The organism is Anaerolineales bacterium (genome assembly GCA_003105035.1).
In the GTDB taxonomy this organism is placed as follows: Bacteria; Chloroflexota; Anaerolineae; order Anaerolineales; family UBA4823; genus FEB-25.
The window spans coordinates 1-17,078 of sequence record PQAL01000012.1 but is presented as its reverse complement, the minus strand read 5'-3'; the positions used below and the strand labels follow the sequence as shown (position 1 = coordinate 17,078).

At 51.8% G+C, this 17,078-nt stretch carries 13 protein-coding genes; all 13 read right to left on the bottom strand.

Going from position 1 to position 17,078, the window contains the following annotated elements; all coding sequences use genetic code 11:
• Positions 1-135: 135 nt before the first annotated feature.
• Positions 136-1,122 carry a peptide ABC transporter substrate-binding protein gene (locus C3F13_05930; GenBank protein PWB54813.1) on the bottom strand — a complete coding sequence of 329 codons (987 nt, stop codon included), beginning with the start codon at positions 1,120-1,122 and terminating at the stop codon, positions 136-138.
• 31 nt (positions 1,123-1,153) lie between these two features.
• Positions 1,154-2,179: a methionine ABC transporter ATP-binding protein gene (locus C3F13_05925; protein PWB54799.1), complete on the bottom strand. Its 1,026-nt coding sequence runs from the start codon at positions 2,177-2,179 to the stop codon at positions 1,154-1,156.
• Positions 2,180-2,360: 181 nt separating this feature from the next.
• Complete coding sequence (locus tag C3F13_05920) at positions 2,361-5,309, bottom strand: hypothetical protein (GenBank protein ID PWB54798.1); 2,949 nt, start codon at positions 5,307-5,309, stop codon at positions 2,361-2,363.
• Between the two features lie 123 nt (positions 5,310-5,432).
• On the bottom strand, positions 5,433-5,690 hold the full coding sequence (locus tag C3F13_05915; protein ID PWB54797.1) for a hypothetical protein: 258 nt from the start codon (positions 5,688-5,690) through the stop codon (positions 5,433-5,435).
• Complete coding sequence (locus C3F13_05910; protein ID PWB54796.1) at positions 5,687-6,718, bottom strand: oligopeptide ABC transporter ATP-binding protein; 1,032 nt, start codon at positions 6,716-6,718, stop codon at positions 5,687-5,689. Before C3F13_05910 ends, C3F13_05915 begins: the two co-directional genes overlap by 4 nt.
• A gap of 13 nt (positions 6,719-6,731) precedes the next feature.
• On the bottom strand, positions 6,732-7,688 hold the full coding sequence (locus C3F13_05905) for a dipeptide/oligopeptide/nickel ABC transporter ATP-binding protein (protein ID PWB54795.1): 957 nt from the start codon (positions 7,686-7,688) through the stop codon (positions 6,732-6,734).
• Between the two features lie 4 nt (positions 7,689-7,692).
• The gene (locus C3F13_05900) at positions 7,693-9,036 is read right to left on the bottom strand and encodes an ABC transporter permease (GenBank protein ID PWB54794.1); all 1,344 of its coding nucleotides are present in this window, start codon (positions 9,034-9,036) and stop codon (positions 7,693-7,695) included.
• On the bottom strand, positions 9,033-10,175 hold the full coding sequence (locus C3F13_05895; protein PWB54793.1) for an ABC transporter permease: 1,143 nt from the start codon (positions 10,173-10,175) through the stop codon (positions 9,033-9,035). Before C3F13_05895 ends, C3F13_05900 begins: the two co-directional genes overlap by 4 nt.
• A gap of 104 nt (positions 10,176-10,279) precedes the next feature.
• Positions 10,280-12,907, bottom strand: coding sequence for an ABC transporter substrate-binding protein (locus tag C3F13_05890; GenBank protein ID PWB54792.1), 2,628 nt, complete (start codon positions 12,905-12,907; stop codon positions 10,280-10,282).
• A gap of 169 nt (positions 12,908-13,076) precedes the next feature.
• Positions 13,077-15,026, bottom strand: coding sequence for a hypothetical protein (locus C3F13_05885; GenBank protein ID PWB54791.1), 1,950 nt, complete (start codon positions 15,024-15,026; stop codon positions 13,077-13,079).
• A gap of 3 nt (positions 15,027-15,029) precedes the next feature.
• Positions 15,030-15,281 carry a hypothetical protein gene (locus tag C3F13_05880; GenBank protein PWB54790.1) on the bottom strand — a complete coding sequence of 84 codons (252 nt, stop codon included), beginning with the start codon at positions 15,279-15,281 and terminating at the stop codon, positions 15,030-15,032.
• Between the two features lie 16 nt (positions 15,282-15,297).
• Positions 15,298-15,903 (bottom strand): hypothetical protein, encoded by a 606-nt coding sequence (locus C3F13_05875; GenBank protein PWB54789.1) that lies wholly within the window; start codon positions 15,901-15,903, stop codon positions 15,298-15,300.
• Between the two features lie 210 nt (positions 15,904-16,113).
• Positions 16,114-17,004: a ribosome small subunit-dependent GTPase A gene (gene rsgA / locus C3F13_05870; GenBank protein ID PWB54812.1), complete on the bottom strand. Its 891-nt coding sequence runs from the start codon at positions 17,002-17,004 to the stop codon at positions 16,114-16,116.
• Positions 17,005-17,078: the final 74 nt, after the last annotated feature.

Genomic DNA, 17,078 nt, shown 5'->3' with positions numbered 1-17,078 from the left:
TTCTATCACGGTTTTAAAATCATATCAGCCAGTGGGCGTTTAAAACCAAAACCACCCAACAATATGATTACTCCACAGCAGGCAGTAGCAACAGTGTATGCCTGATGGCGGCTTTTTTTAGCTAAACTTGTGGAATTACTCCAGCTTCCAGCAGGCTGCCATGTGGTCAAAGCTGGCTTCATGAAAGGGTGGTTCCTCGCGGCTGCACTGATCCATCACGACCGGGCAGCGGGGGTGGAAGCGGCAACCACTGGGGGGATTCAAGGGGCTGGGGACATCACCCTGCAGGATGATGCGTTCACGTTTCAACTCAGGGTCCGGAATGGGAATGGCAGACATCAATGCCTGGGTATAGGGATGAAGCGGCTGCCGGAACAGGTCTTCACGTGTGGTCAGCTCGACCATCTTGCCCAGGTACATCACTGCCACCCGGTCGGAGATGTGCTCAACCACACTTAGATTATGGGCAATGAACAGATAGGTAAGGTTGAATTCACGCTGCAGATCCTTAAGCAGGTTGAGCACCTGGGATTGGATGGAAACATCCAGGGCAGAGACTGGTTCATCGGCCACGATGAACTTGGGGCGCAATGCTAGAGCGCGTGCAATCCCGATGCGCTGGCGCTGGCCACCTGAAAATTCGTGCGGGAAGCGCCGGGCGTGGTAATCTTCCATGCCAACCTTGTTCAGCATCTCAACCACCATCTCAAGTCGCTGGCGGGAGGTGCCGATATTATGGATTTTCAACCCCTCGGCGATCGATTCACCGATCGGCATGCGCGGGTCCAGGGAGGCATATGGGTCCTGGAAGATGATCTGCATATTGCGGCGCATCATTTTTAAATCAGCGCCTTTGAGCTTAGATACATCCACGCCCTCAAAGAGCACTGAACCGCTGGTAGGCTCGATCAGGCGCAGCATGGTGCGCCCGACGGTGGTCTTGCCACAACCCGATTCACCCACCAGGCCAAGGGTCTCACCCTGGCGGATGTTAAAACTGATCTTATCCACAGCCTGTACCCAGGCCACCACATGCTGCATGATTCCCCCACGCACTGGGAAGTATTTAACCAGGTCCTTGACTTCGATCAAGTCAGATATATTAGCAGGGGGTGCAGCCAGATTTGTCACAAAACATCTCCTGGAGGGTTGGTCAATTGAACTTTAAAGGAGCCTGATGGCCTTCATAATCCTGGTACAGCCAGCAGCGCGAAAGGTGATCGGGCCCAATGGCGACAAGCTGTGGCTCCACCTGGTTGCAAATGGACAGGTTGTGCTCCATCATCGCCCGGCAGCGGGAAGCAAATTTACAACCCGGCGGTAGGTTCACCAGATTGGGTACCGTCCCCGGAATCACTTCCAGCACATCCTTCACAGTGCCCAGGATGGGGATTGAGGCGATCAGTCCTTGGGTGTAAGGATGCAAGGGAAGTTTAAATAGGTTTTTAATTTCGGCCTGCTCGACGATACGCCCGGCATACATCACCGCCACCCGGTCAGCCATCTCGGCAATCACACCCAGGTCATGGGTGATCAGGATCACGGCTGTGTCCATGTGCGTGCGCAGGTAACGCATCAAATCCAGAATCTGAGCCTGGATGGTGACATCCAGTGCGGTGGTTGGTTCGTCCGCGATGAGCAGTTGAGGATTCAGTGCCAGGGCCATGGCAATCATCACGCGCTGCGCCTGCCCACCTGATATCTCGTGCGGGTATGCCCGGGCGCGCTTTTCGGCATCCGGGATACCCACCTGGCGGAGCAGGTCAACCGCTTTGCTCCACGAAGCTTCTTTGCTCAGATGCTTGTGGATCTGCAGTACTTCAGCCACCTGATCTCCCACCCTGAAGACCGGGTTGAGGCTGGATTGCGGTTGCTGAAAGATCATTGAGATGCGGTTGCCACGCATCGTCACCATCTCTGCTTCGGATAAAGCGAGCAGGTTGCGGTTCTCAAAGAGGATCTCGCCCTCCACCACCTTACCCGGGCTGCTGATCAGCCCCATGATGGAAAGTGAGGTAACGCTTTTACCACAACCAGATTCTCCGACCAAACCCAGTATTTCACCGCGGCTGACCGAAATACTCACTCCATCCACGGCCCTGACCACACCATCCTCGGTGAAAAAATAGGTCTTGAGATTATGTACTTCAAGTAGGGGCTTTTCTGCAAGATTAGGCAATCGCTGATCTCCACTATCACGGCTACCCCACTTAGGGGGTCAATCAGCCGGGAAAACACCTGGATAATAATCAATATGTAGTTGACTTATCTGCTGATAGGCTTATTCTAATCTATAAACTTGTATTCCGGCAACCCGCTGAGGAAACAGGTATCGCCGAACCAGTAAATGGTACACGGAGCTAGATCTTGCGCAGTTTTGGATTGAGGATGCTATCCAGGGCGAAGCCCACCACTGCAAACGCCAACCCGGTGATGATAATCAAAGCAACCGGCTCAAGCACCCAATAGTAGTACCCATGAAAAGCACCTCTGGTAAGCGCATCATAAATCACCTTGCCCCAGGTGGGGAGCTTGGGATCGCTGATATTCAGGTAAGCCAGGGTGGCTTCAAAAAACACGTAACTGGGGACCAGGATAACCAGTTGAGGAATCAGCAATGGAAGGATGCGAGGAACCAGATAGTGGCGGATAATACGCCAGTTGCTAGCGCCATAAGCCTGGGCGGCTTCTATGTACCCGGTTTCTTTAACTTGAATGAAAGCGGCCCGGTAGGTTTTGATGGCGCTACCGAAGATACTCAGGATGATGATTACTCCTAATATTACCCAGATACTATCTGAATAGAGGTAGTAAATGGTGATGGCAATCGGCAATGTCGGCAGAATCATATTCACCTCGGTGAGGCGTTGGATTAGGTTATCCAGCCAGCCACCATACCAGACCCCTACCCCGGCAATGAGCATGGCAAGCACACCCGTGGTTATGGCACCCAGGAAGCCAAAAGCCAGGGCTACCGGGGTACCCCACAATAAGGGCACCATCAAGTCTCTGCGCAAGTCATCCGAACCGGCCAAACCATACACCTGACCGTATAGGATTACCTCAGCATCCAGGTTAGCGTTTTCTTCAAACAACGTAGTGTCAATCCGTAGCGTGTATTTTCCCTTTACGGGAGTGGGAAACTCGGGATTATCCGGATTTTGAAAAATCGCTTGAACTGCAAAAGGCCCGGCAGACTCTGATTCGAGAATTCCCTTCTTCACGAATGCTCCCGCGGTAAGATACTTTTTAGGAAGATCCTGTGAAACAAGATAACGTTGGGTCGAGACTGCAGAAAAGTTCCCCAGCTTGAATTCTCTACCATCCGGCGTGGTCCATGTAAGGATGACAAATGGCTTTTTCTCATACTGCCCATTGAAGATGATGAGCAGATCCTTTGGAAAAACGCTATACGGATAGTCGATCGTATAAGTAATGGTCTCGTCCATGATGCCATTACTTTCAGGAATGATTACCTTGGCTGCCTGACCATCGGCGCTATCCTGAACGATGGTAGCAGGCAAGGGATCTTTGCGGAACCAGTTCACCCAGGTAGGCTGAGCATTTTTGGGGGTCGTATATCTTGTTTCGGTATCAGGTACCCATTGTGAAATTGCCTCGCTATATGGAATAGCGATCACGGTGTAAATCGAAACTCCGATCAAGGCAATAATGATCAACACTCCCGCCACCGCTAAGGGAAAACGAAAAAGCTCCTGAAGTGAGAGATTTATGCCGCCCATCTTTTGGGGTTTTAATCTCGATAGGTCCGATGAACTTTTACCCATCCCTTTTTCTGTGCGAGTTGAGGTATCTTTCAGGCGCCGACAGTCGTGATATTTTTGAACCCGGCAAACCTTCGCCTGATACGCGTCACCAACTCGCTCTGGCTGGCCGTGCACATAGCAACGACAGCGAGAGGCGGGGGCATAAAGAGCCACCCCGCGCATATTTTCTAATTTCAGGTACGGGCAAACTACATCAGTTGGCGATTGGCGTGAGTAGCTGGCCATAGATGAGCGAGGAGGAGAGGCTGTATTCCTCGAGGAGCGAGTAACTCCAGCCGTGGCTAGGTAACGCTGACCAGAAAGCGCAGGGCGATTTCGACCCAGCGAAGCAAATCTTCCAATGGTGTTCCTTGAAAGCCAGAGGGAAATTGAAGAAAGTGAGAACAGGAAACCTTTTTTGTGAGGCTGGATTGGCTTGGTGGTTTGACTATCACTGCCAATTTTTACCCGCGGATCAACCAAAGCATAGATAATATCCAGCAAGAAGATCGAAAATCCCAAGAGCATCGCAAAGACGGTAACGATACCAATCGTCACCTGCGTATCTTTACGAGTGATGGAGTTCATGAATAATTGGCCTAATCCCGGCCAGTCAAAGAAAACTTCCAAAACGATGATGCCTTGCCAAAAAGTGATCAACAGGATCATGAAGCTGGTGATGATATATGGAAGGGTTGGTTTAAGCACATAACGGCGGTCAATAATCCTGGCAGGCACTCCCTTGGCATATGCCAGCTCCATATAATCCTCCCCAGCGTGGATCAGAAAAAAGGTCCGCCAGGTATACAGGGCAGAGAAAAATATCCCCAAGAATATAGCTGTCACCGGCAGGATCATGTGTTTCGCCACGATGGGAATGTAGCCTAATTTTGTAGCGGGCGGGAAGGTATCAAACATCCCGTTGAAGGGCAGCAAGTGGAGCTCCCCTGCAAAAATGACCGTCAAGATAATGCCATATACCCAGTTGGGGATCGCTGATAAAGGCGACAGGCTGACAGCTAACCTGTCAATGAAGCTGCCATTTTTCTTGGATAAGCTAAGGGCTGCGTACATGCTGGTAAAAAACAGCAGGAAATTCGTCGCCCCTGCCAGCAGAAGCGTGTACGGCACGCGTTCCAGAACGACGCTGCTCACCGGTCGAACGCCCGACCCAAAACCGGTAATTCCAAATTGATAAGTTTGCCCCCAATTGAAGGTCAGGGTATCGTACCACCAGAGGACACAACGCAACAGGAAAGGCCTATGCAAGCCGAAGGCTTCCTCCATATTCCAGCGTAATTCTTCGGTGGCCCGGGCAACCTGCTCAACCGTCGCACCGGGCATACTCAGCGAAACAAAGTTTAATGCTTCACCAATATCCGCCCGGTGAATATTGTCAATATATCCCCCATAGTTGATGAGCACAATGGCAAGGAAAATCCCTATGGAAATAATAATAGCCAGGGTTAGCGCCCGGACCGATACATACTTAATAACCCTTGAAAACGTGCTGGATGAGGGTTTGTTCCCTGAGGGTTCCATACTTGATTATGTCTTTTGTTTGAAAAAAATACCCGCTTTCTTTAATTTCAAACGAAAACGGGTTCCACTACTCCATATATTATTACTCAGAAGATTAGTAAAAGTTCGTTGAAAAGAACGTGATTACCAATCCCGGCGGTCGTCTGGAGGAGGCGCATCGGAGAATGGTTTGTCTCGGTTTTTTAGCTGCCGGAGACGAACTGCGTATGCCAAGCCTATGATACCCAGGAACAAACCTGCCACGGAGAGAAAGTACGAAAAAAAGTTTAAGAAGATTGTGGAGGGGATGATCTTCATGACAATCAAGAAAGGCAGGATGGCACCCAGCAGGACCATCACAAAGCCAATCGCAACCAGATATTCACCACGAATAGTTTTCATTTATATAGCCAGCATAAAACCGTATGTTCGGGTTCCGGATTAAATTCAGGAGGTTCCTGAACTTCACACAAGCCTTTTATTATCTTTGAGCAACGCGGATGGAATCGGCATCCAGGTGGAGGCGTAACCAGGCTGGGAGGCTCTCCGGGTGGGACCTCCTTGTAGGTGGTAGCATTTTTGGCATCTGGCTCAGAGGTGCCCGTCAGCAATGCATTGGTATATGGGTGGAGCGGGTTGCGCAAGAGATCCAATATCTTTACTTTTTCAATGATCTTACCGGCATACATGACAAAGACCCGCTCAGAGAAATAGCGTACTGTCGAAAGGTCGTGGGTGATATAAATAACGGACAGGTGGTAAGTATCTTGTAAACCACGCAGAAGCTTCAATATTTCCACCCTTACCGAGGCATCCAGCATCGAGACGGGTTCATCGGCCACCAGGAACTGCGGTTTCATGATCATGGCGCGGGCAATGACCATACGCTGCTGCTGACCACCGCTGAGCATATGTGGAAACTTGGTGAGGAAGTCAGACACGGGAGTCATTTTGACTTCAGTCATCACGCGGTTGATCCGGTCGGAGATTTCTGCCTTATCCTTGATCCCGCCAATAATTAGCGGCTCAGCCAGGATGCGCTGGGCACTCATGAAGGGAGGCAAGGCGCCATAAGGATCCTGCTGTACGTAGCCGACCTGGGTGCGGTACCATTTTAAGACTTTCGATTCCATACCACCGAGGTCTTTACCCTCATAGACAACCTTGCCTTCGGTTGGTTTGTATAGCCCCAGGATGGTCTTCATCAGGCTGGATTTTCCACAACCGCTCTCGCCAACGACTGCAATGGCTTCACCATGGGCAACATCGAATGACACATCGTCCACTGCATGCACAAAACCAGCGGAACCGAATCCGAAACGGCGGAGCTCAAAATAAACCTTTAAATGTTGTATGGATAATAGTGCTCCATCCGTGGAAATAGCATCGCTTGGTTTTACTTCAGTAATCACTGGGGTATTTTCTGTCATTCCTTCACCTGTCCTATGCATATAACCAACATTTAACTCGGCGACCTTCGACCGTGAAGGTGGGAGGTTCTTCATCACATTTCTCAAATCGGGATGGACAGCGGGCAGCGAAGCGGCAACCCGTGGGAGGGTTGATCAGGCTGGGGGGTTGACCCACAATAAACTCAGGCTCTTTGTCGCCATGCAACCTTGGCACGCTGTTCATTAGCTTACGGGAGTATGGATGCAGGGGGTTGGGGAAGAAGCGAGGAGTATCTCCAACTTCCACAATTTGGCCGGCATACATCACAGCCACATCATCGGCCAGCTCGCTGGAGGTGGCAATGTCATGAGTAATGAGGATATAGCTCGTTTCAAATTCATGCTTAATGCGCTTGAGCACATTCATGATGTTGGCCTGGGTGAGCAGATCGAGGGCAGAGGTGGGCTCATCTAAAACGATCAATACGGGTGAGGTAACCAGCGCCATGGCGATGGCCGAGCGCTGGCGCATGCCACCGCTCAGCTCAAAAGGATAGCGCACCAGGAAATCAGCTGGCACACCAACATTCTGAAACATCTTGCGCGCCATGACCATGGCTTCATCCGGTTTTACATTGAGATGGATCATGGCGGGTTCCGCCACCTGGTCACCCACCCGGATGACCGGGTTCAAGGCATTCATGGCAGCCTGGGGGACCAGGGACATCTTGATCCAGCGCACATTCTGCCTGAATTCCTCCTCGTCGTAAGCCATCACATCCGTGCCATCCAGATAGACATGGCCTGAATACGTCTCCACATTACGCGGCAGGAGACGAAGGATCGCCTTGGCAAGGGAGGTCTTTCCACAACCCGACTCACCCACAACCACCACTGCCCGGTTATAGGTGAGATTAAAATCCACTCCATCCACTGCCTGGACTACACCCTGGGTGGTACGGAAGTGAAGCTTCAAATTTTCAACGCGTAGTAGTTCAGTATCTGTCATTCGCTTACATCCCTCGTAGCCTGGGGTTAAAGATGCGATCCAAAGAGAAACCTAACAAAGCAAAAGCTAAACCAGTGATCATTAAAAATACAGCCGGTTCCAGTACCCAATAATACAGTCCCTTATACAAGGCGCCATTCTGCTGGGCATCATTGATGATCTTTCCCCAGGTGGGAAGGGTCGGGTCACCCAGCCCCAGGATTGCCAGGCCTGCTTCCAGGAAGACAAAGCTAGGGATCAGCGTGACTAACTGCGGGATCAATAAAGGAACAATGCGAGGCACAAGGTATGAAAATATGATCCGCGAGCTTCCTGCCCCATAGGCGCGTGCCGCTTCAATATAAGAGGACTCCTTGACCTGCAAGAATACTGCCCGGTAGGTCTTGATTGACGCACCAAAAATACTCAGCAGGATAACCACCCCCAGTATCACCCAAATACTATGCGAGTAAAAGGTGCCCACCATGATCAGAATCGGCAAGAAGGGCAAGACCATATTCACTTCAGTGATACGCTGAATGAGCCCATCCGCCCAACCTCCAAACCAGACGCCTATAGCGGCGATCACCATGGTTATGGCCGTGGTTCCCAGGGCAGCCAGCAAGCCAAATGCCAGGGCAACCGGTGTGCCCCACAGCAATGCCACCCTCAGGTCACGGCGCAGGTGATCAGTTCCGGCAATACCATACAGCTGGCCGTAAAGCACCATTTCAGCATCCACGTCGGAATTAGGCTCAAACGTGCTTGCATCGACGATCAGCTGATATGTACCATTAACCGGTGGGGTTAACCCCGCCTTTGGGTCAGCGACAAATAACCCCTGTTGAGGTGGTAAGCCTGCCAGCCTGCGTTGTAATTTGGTATCCTGAGAAATGTAGTATGCTTCCAATTTGGATATGGCAAAATTTGCCACCCTGATTTCCCTGCCATCCGGCGTTAACCACGACATATTAACAAAAGGCTCTTTTTGATCGTACTTAGCAGTAAAAAATATAGCGATATCCTGGGGAAAACCAGAATAGGGATAGTCAATAGTATAAGTAATCACAACGCTACCATTTGGATCGCCCGGCGTAACGGTTTTTGGGGCAGTGCCATCCATGCTGCTCAGCACAATCGTCTCGGGTAATTTGTCTCTGCGGAAATAATTAAGCCAGGCAGGTGGCGCATATCTGGGGCTCTTATACCAGATGCCTTCACCACCACGCCAGAGGATAATCGCCTGCTTATATGGAATGGAAATCACCGCATAAACTGAAAGAAGTAATAACAATCCAATAATTACCAATCCCACAATTGCCGAGGGATAACGCAGTAGTTCTTTAAATGTATTTTTAATGGCTTTCATTGCGGCCTGCTTCCTCCACCAATTTTCACCCTGGGATCTACCAAGGCATAAGCAATATCCAGCAGGAAGACTGTAATCACCAACAGGTAGGCAAAAATTACCGTTGACCCAACAATCACGGGTGTATCGTAGAGGCCAACCGCTGTGAAAAGGGCTCTCCCCAATCCGGGCCACTGGAAGACGGTCTCGAAGATGGGTGCCCCACCCCACATAAATACAACCAGTAAAGCAAAACTGGTAATGATGGTTGGCAGGGTCGGTCTGAGGATATAACTGCGCTCGATATTCCGTGAAGTCAGACCCTTAGCTTTGGCCATATCCACATAATCTTCACTGGAATAAATCAGGAAGAAGGTGCGCCAGGTATAAGCACTCAAGAAGATCTGGCTGAGGGTCAGGGCCATAACCGGTAAAATCATATGTTTGAGCATGCTTAAAGCATACAGAAGCTTGCTATCTGGGGGTGGCGCAGCCACCATCCCCCCAAACGGCAGCCAGTGCAGGAGAGAAGCAAAGATCAGGATCAGGAAGATGCCATAAAACCATCCCGGTGCGGATGAAGTGGGTGTAAGGGCAATAAAAAATTTGTCCCAAAAACTACCATATTTTCTGGAAAGAGAAAGTGCGATGAGAACTGCAAAGACAAATAAAAAGACATCTGCCACACCAAATAAGACCAGGGTGGCTGGCAGACGTTCGAGGATGATATTCTTCACCATTTTCGAGCCGCTATCGCTGGCCATTTGTAAAGCGCGCCCCAGGTTGAGCGTCAGGGCATCCTTCAGATAGATACCGCTGCGCACAACGAAGGGTTGGTCCAAGCCCAACCGTTTTTCCTGGATGGCTATCATGGACTCCGTTTGAGCTTGTCTTTCAGCCGCAGACAGAGACTTATAGGCAGGATTCAGGGCCAGCTGCATCGAGACAGCTTCCTGTATCTGCCCACGCTGGATCTTGTCGACATATCCGCCCATATTGGCGATCATAATGGTCAGGTAAACCGCCACAACCACCGTCAGGAACAAGACAATGATGCGCACAACAGTATAGCGCGCAATCCGCGAAAGGGTACCCAGGGTGGCTTTACGCTTAATTTGGGCATCGGTCTGGACATCTATAGGAACAACGGCTTCGCTCATAGCAGCCTCACTTTCATTAACAAAACGCTAGGTTCCAATGGAGGCAGGCAAAAGCCTGCCTCCATTGATATATTAATTTGTATTCGTTACACTCGTCGTACGCACTACTTGGCCACAAACTCAAAGTCTGTGATTCCAGGGATGCTAACGACCTTGGAGGTGGTAACGACCTCAAGCTTGTTCGAACCAGCCACAAGCTTGGAAGAATCATCGGCGGAGAAGGTTACCGTGTAGTGCCCTTCTTCGGCCATGGTTGCATCACCCTGGAAGACGACCGCACCAGTAGCATCGAAGACTAGGTATTTCACTGCATCGAGCTTATCTGATGGATAGGGTGCGTTGTCAAAGGTGATATAGATATCATAGGTGGATTCCGAGCCAATGGCAACCTCTCCTGCACCGTCTACCTCGACCACGGGGATCATGGGTGCGCCGAAGATGGACCAGCGGGCGGATAAGTCGGGGTAATCAGGGAAGCGCATCAGTGAGACGGTCTTCTCAGTCGGATAGGCTTTCTCCAGATAGAACGGGCCTGTGCCAACCCAGAAATGACCCTTGAGCGCATACCAGGTGGCCAGATTCGCCCAGCGCAGGGTAGCTTCATCGGCAGTCACATACTGGCTCATGGTGGGGGCGTAGGGGATGTAGTTTTCCGCCTGGGCCTTATCCAGATAGCCCTTGAGGATATCCAGGCTTGGGCCGGCAATAAAGCTCATCCAATCAACCTTGTTGGCAGTCGCCTTATCGGTTGACCAGGTCACCTGCCCGATTTCCGGATCAACAGCTGCGTCGGCCAGGTTGCCCAGGGCATAGGTATGCCATGGAGCATCAGATCTACCGGCAGCAGTTACTGGAGCTGGCCACCAGGTACCATTGAAGGCTACGATCCACTCGGCATCCAGGTAGTAGCGATCATCATAGGTGGTGATTACCAGCGGGTCGGTGGATTCGATCACGATGCCCTTGAAGTGAGACAGGAAAGCGTCCAGCAAGGGTTGGATGGCCGAATCATAGTTTACACTGTCTGTCTTGGCCAGATCGAAGTTCATGATCATATACATGACGAAGTCACCCACCGATATCGGGCTACCATCATGGAATTTAACCGTGGTGAACATATCCGCAGGATAGGTCACGGTGGTCTTCGTGAGGGCGGTCAGGGTGGAAGTGTACTTCTCGCTGGCGGTGATAAACTTCTGATTTACCGCATCCCAGTCTACCCAGGCATCCGCGGGGACCTCGATCGAGGCTGCCGTGCTCAGGGTGAACCAATCCAGAGTCTGGGCAATCGGCAGGCCTTCCTGCACGACCACATCAGCACTCTCAGCACGGAGTGGTAAGTACAGGCCAGTGTACGGGTCGGGCATAACCGCCCCACTCACGGTAGCCTGCTGAGGTGTGGCATCATAGACCCAGTTCGAGCCTGCCACCGGGTTCCAGGGCTCAACCAAGACGCCTGGCTGGCCAATTCTCATCACGCCACCTTCACGATCGGTGAAGCGGATCGTCAGGGCGTAAAGATTTGAGCCTGCCACGCCACCCGCCAGGTCATAGGCGACTGACAAATCCTTTATCTGGGGTGAGAAGGGGGTTTGGTCAACCAGCCAGACACGTACTGAATCTTTCTGGGCCAATACCAGCGCTTCGTCAAACAGGGTTTTGCGCTCGTCCATGGACTTGAAATCATTGACCCACAGCTTTTCAGCCACACCACTGCCATCACCCTTGTAATAGGCCGGGTCATTCACGTAATTCGACCACAGCGGTGAAGATCCACCCAGGGGTGTATAGAAATAGCCAAAGTTGGTGGCGTCATCGCGGCTGATGGCGGTGGTGATCCATCCACCGGTGTAGAAGTGCATCAAGCCCAGCTTCGGATCGCCCTGGTTCCAGATGGGGGAGGCTTCCGAACGTGTCTTGTACTGGCGATCGGTGGCAAAACCGATGGTCTCGAGCTGGTTGCAGACGTAGTCACCGATCTCCCTACGCTCATCTTCCGTGCGGATGATGGCGATGATGGTTACCGGTGCACCATTGAACTGCCACTTGCCATCACTACCCAGTGTGGCGCCCATGCCCTGCATCTCGGCATCGATGACAGTCTTGGCCTGCTCGGGATTATAGGCATACTGGACTTCCAGCGCCCGTACGGTGTCGATATAGCGGACGTAGTCAACGAAGGCGCTATTCAGGCTCGTGACCTTGGGTTTTGCCAGACCACCGTAGATCTCCTGGACGATGTAATTGCGATCGACCAGCCAGTTCATGGCCTCACGGACCTTGGGATTGCCGAAGGGGTTCAGGCGGCCATCTTCAAAAGTGGGGCCCCAAGGGTTGAAGGTCAGCTCCGTATAAGAACCGAAAGCCGTGGTGTACGACAACTTGGGATCGGCCTTGACCTCTTCAAAGAGCTGGGCGTCACTCACAGAATAAGCATAGACGTCCATGTCGTTAGCCTGTAGCTGCTTAACCGCGGCGTTGGCTTCATTCTGCTCTGTGAAGACGATCTGATCCACCCAGGCACCCGTGCGAGTGGATGGGGGAGGTGTCGCTGTCGCCTGAGGTGCAGCAGTGACCTCAACGATCTGGGTCTCTTTAACGACCTGAGTCTCCTTGACGACTGAGGTTTGCTCAACAACCTGGGTCACCACGGTGGTGGCTGGTGCACAGGCTGCCAAGACCATGCTGAAGGTGATCAGCAGGCTTAAAACAACAAACAATTTCTTAAACATATTTCTCCTCCGAACTAATAGTTAGAATGGTTATTAGGATTCTTACGGGATACTCAATACTTTTTTTGCTTAATATCCGGTAATCACCTCCTCTCAAATATTCAGCTACCATAAAAAACACTCTAGACGCTGACAAAATATACCTGTAAACAGCTAATCGGTCAAGGAATTATCGAGAACAGCCATTTCCATAGTCCAGCTGCTCCAGGTACCACAAAGGTGTATCGACTGCCGAAGTGGATGAGAAGCCGCACAGATCTGGGCGAGCAGCCGAGACATTATAATGAAGATACAAGGGGAGTGCGGGTAGCTGCGTTGAAAAAACCTCCTGGGCCTGGAAATGCTGTGCTTGATGCTGGGGTGAATCTGACAGCGAGAATAGCGCATTTACGCAAGCCTGATCGAACTCGGGATCGCTAAATCCGCTGGCATTCATGCCGCCCCACCCCTTAGGATATTCTGGGTAGGGGCCAGGGATTTCGCTGGTGAGAAATAAATTGCAGGCTGGCTCATACGAAACCGCCCAGGCAAATTGAGCCAGGTCGAATGCCCTGCCAAAAACCGGACCATCCGGACCAGCTGCCAGGAACTCCTGGGGGGTGCTGGGGATGATTTGGGTGGCGATACCGCACTGGGCTAACATTGGCTGGATCGCCTGGGCATCCGCCTGAGCCCTGGCATCCGAGGAAACCAGATAGTCCACAATAAATGTAGTGCCATCCGGCACGCCCGGCACGCCCTGGGCGATGCGCGGCGTGGAGGGGTCGTTGTCAGGGTCCTGCCAGCCAACCGAGGCAAGCAAGGCTGAGCCAGCTTGCGGGTCATACGCGTATGTCTTTACGCCGGTGTAATACAGCGGGTTCGAGGGAGCCGTGTATGAATCGGTGAGCAGCTGGCTGCCCAGGGATTGGCCCGCCACCAAGGCCTGGCGGTCAACGCACATCGCTATCGCCTGGCGTACTGCCTGGTTATTAAAGAAGCTAACCTGTTGGCTATCCAGGGGTTGAATCCCAAAGGATAGCTGCTCCCATCCGGCATCCAGCTGGTAAAAAGACTGGGCCTGGCCGGTTTTCTCTAACTCAGACAGGCGCTGGTTCTGAGCTTCAAGCATGGCTGTCTGGTCAATCAAATCGCACTCACCTGCCTGCAAGGCATCCAGGGCTTCATCAGGAGAAGCCACAAAGCGAAATACCAGGTTGTCAAAGCGGGGTAAATTCTCCTCCGCCCGGAAGTACAGCGGGTTTTTGTGCAACGAAATGTGGTCACCAGCGATCCATTGGTCAATCACGTAGGGTCCCCAGCCAATTGGCAGGCGTGCTGCAGCTTCAGTGGTGGGAAGTTCCTCGGGTGAAATGCCCTTCCAGGCATGTAGGGGTAGCGGGGTAAAAAACTTGGAATGATAATTGCCATCCTGGTAGCCGGGGATACCTGTCCACTCAACCGTGGACTCGTCCAGGGCCAGATAGGATTGGGTTCGCCGGATCAGCTCGGGTTGGACCGTGGGATACAGGCTGTGGGCCAACTCGAAGGAATAGACCGAGTCAGCCGATGTTAAAGGAGTGCCATCCGACCAACTGACCCCGGGCAACAGCTTAAAATCCAATATTAATTGATCCATACGAACAGATTGATCACCCGTATAAGTGTCTGTACAGGTGTACTCTGTACAACCACTCGGGCGATATTCTACGCCTGTCTCCAGGTTGGCGGGATTTCCAAAACGATCAACGATTAAATCACCGGCATTAACTTCCACGGGTTGGATCCTTGCTCCACCATTGGCTAATGAAGGAAGATCCTCCAATATCACTGGACGTTCTGAATAATTCTGAATATCCACTGGCCCATCATAGATAGCTGACAGGACATCCTGTGCTGCGGTCGATGCAGCATCATAATAATATAATGAAGCAGGCTCTCTTCCCAGGCAGATGGTCAATAAGCGATCGGCGGGCGGTAATATCGTGGCGGTCGCAGCCGGCGCAGGGGTAGTACTGGTTGCCTGCTCTGGAGAAGATAACCGGGGAGTTGGTAGGGAGATCGTCGACGAGGCTGGTTTTTGGGTGCAGGAGACTAATCCCACCAACAGGATGGCTGCCAATAAGATGTTAAAGTGCATAAATCATAAACGAGCTTGCACGCTCGCATTCATGGATTGGGCAAAAAACCAGGAACAAAGGGATTGCGACCATTCATTCGTGCTGTGCATGGGATAATCGTTGAACTGCGGTCTGGGGATCAATAAAGGCCAGTCGCGCTTCTTGCGCTGGACAACTGCTGCTTGCGCGAGCAGTCTGGCACGACCATTGGTGGGGGGTTGATGCTCGGCGACCCAATTCTTTAACATTCTACCTAATGAATTATCCGAATACATGCTCACTCCATCATACCTATGTAAATTCATACGTCATATCGGGTAAGGACCGATTCTCAAGCACATCCAGAGATTTTCTCAATGCCTGGCGGCTGTAGTGCAGACGTGACTTCACCGTGCCCACCGGGATTTCGAGAATTTCGGAAATCTCCTGAATGGATAGGTCATCGATATAGTACAGGACAACCACGCCGCGATGGGATAGGGGCAGGGAAGACAAAGCTTGCTGGATGTGCCGCCACGATTCATTCATCTCCAAACGTACAGCGGGCGAATCCTTGCGATTACCGGTGAGCCAATCTGCTACATCTTCCAGGGGGCGTAGCAGTCGGTTATGACGCTTGACCCAGGTGTATGAAAGGTTGGTGGTCATGCGGTATAACCAGGGTTCCAGAGGGCGCTCACAATCCACGTGGCTGGCAAAACGATGCAGGCGCAAAAAAACCTCCTGGAGCAAATCTGCCGCAGCCTCCGCATCACCCGTGATGGCTAAAGCTGTACGAAAAACCAAACCACGGTGCCGGTCATATAAAATGCCCAGCGCTTCGAGGTTGCCGTTTTGCAAACCAAGGATCAATTGAGAATCCCGATTCGGTTTCTTCTCCTCTGCAACAATAAGCATAACGACGTCCTTCTTTATATTACTCCGCTCAAACTTAATTGGTTCAAACGAAAACCTGGTTCTAAGACGAAAAACCACACAAGATGGGCCCAGGTCTTGTGGGTGCTTTTTGTTCCACTACATATTCTGTTTAGCATATTACCAGAATAGATTATACAACTTTCTGGATTAATTAAATTGACTATTGTAACCAAGCGCGCTTTACATTAATCACGATTCGTCCTGACTCATCCGCATATTGACATATGATGCATAACGGTCGGGATGAATTTCGCCGCGCTCAACTGCAGACACAACGGCACAGCCTGGCTCGTGGGTATGGGTGCAGTTATTAAATTGACATCCTCCAACCAAGCCACGTAGCTCGGGGAAATACCCATCCAGCTCTTCCGATTGGATATCCCATAGGGCAAGGGCTTTCAAGCCCGGCGTGTCGGCTACATAGCCACCGCCAACGAGTGGAAAGAGCTGGCGCACCACGGTGGTGTGCCGGCCCTTTTGGGTTTGCTGGCTCACCGAGCGGACCGCTAACCCAAGGCCTGGTTGAACGGCATTCAGCAGGCTCGACTTGCCCGCACCCGACGGGCCAGCCATAACCGATAGCTTCGCAAGCAGGTTCTGCCGCAGCGAATCAATCCCCTGGCCTGTGTGAGCGGAGGTGTAGATAAGCTGATAACCAAGGGAAGCATAATGGTTAAATGCCGCCTGGGCGTTAGGAAGGCCCACCAGATCCACTTTGTTGATCACGATCAGCACCGGTAGACCTTGTTTCTCAGCCACCACCAGGAAACGGTCCAGCATGCCCGGGTGCGGTTCAGGTTTGGCGCAGGCAAAAACAAAGACTGCCTGGTCGGGATTGGCAATGATGATCTGGTGATATTCGCCGTGTGGCGTGGGGGCAAGGCGTGAGAGCAGGTGCAGGCGTGGTTCGACCGTCTCGATCGTACCCGTTGCCTCGTGAAGAGGGGTCACCTCCACCCAATCACCCACCGCCACAATATCACCCAGGCGTTTGCCTTGCTTCAGCTTGCCACGCAGCTGGCAGGTGAGATTTCCCGCTGGTGTTTCAACGGTGTAAAAACCGGATTGGGAGCGAATGATCAGGCCGCGCAAATTATTTACATAGCTCTAAGGGGACGGCGTTTCAGTCACTTCAGGAGTGGCCGTCTCGGTCA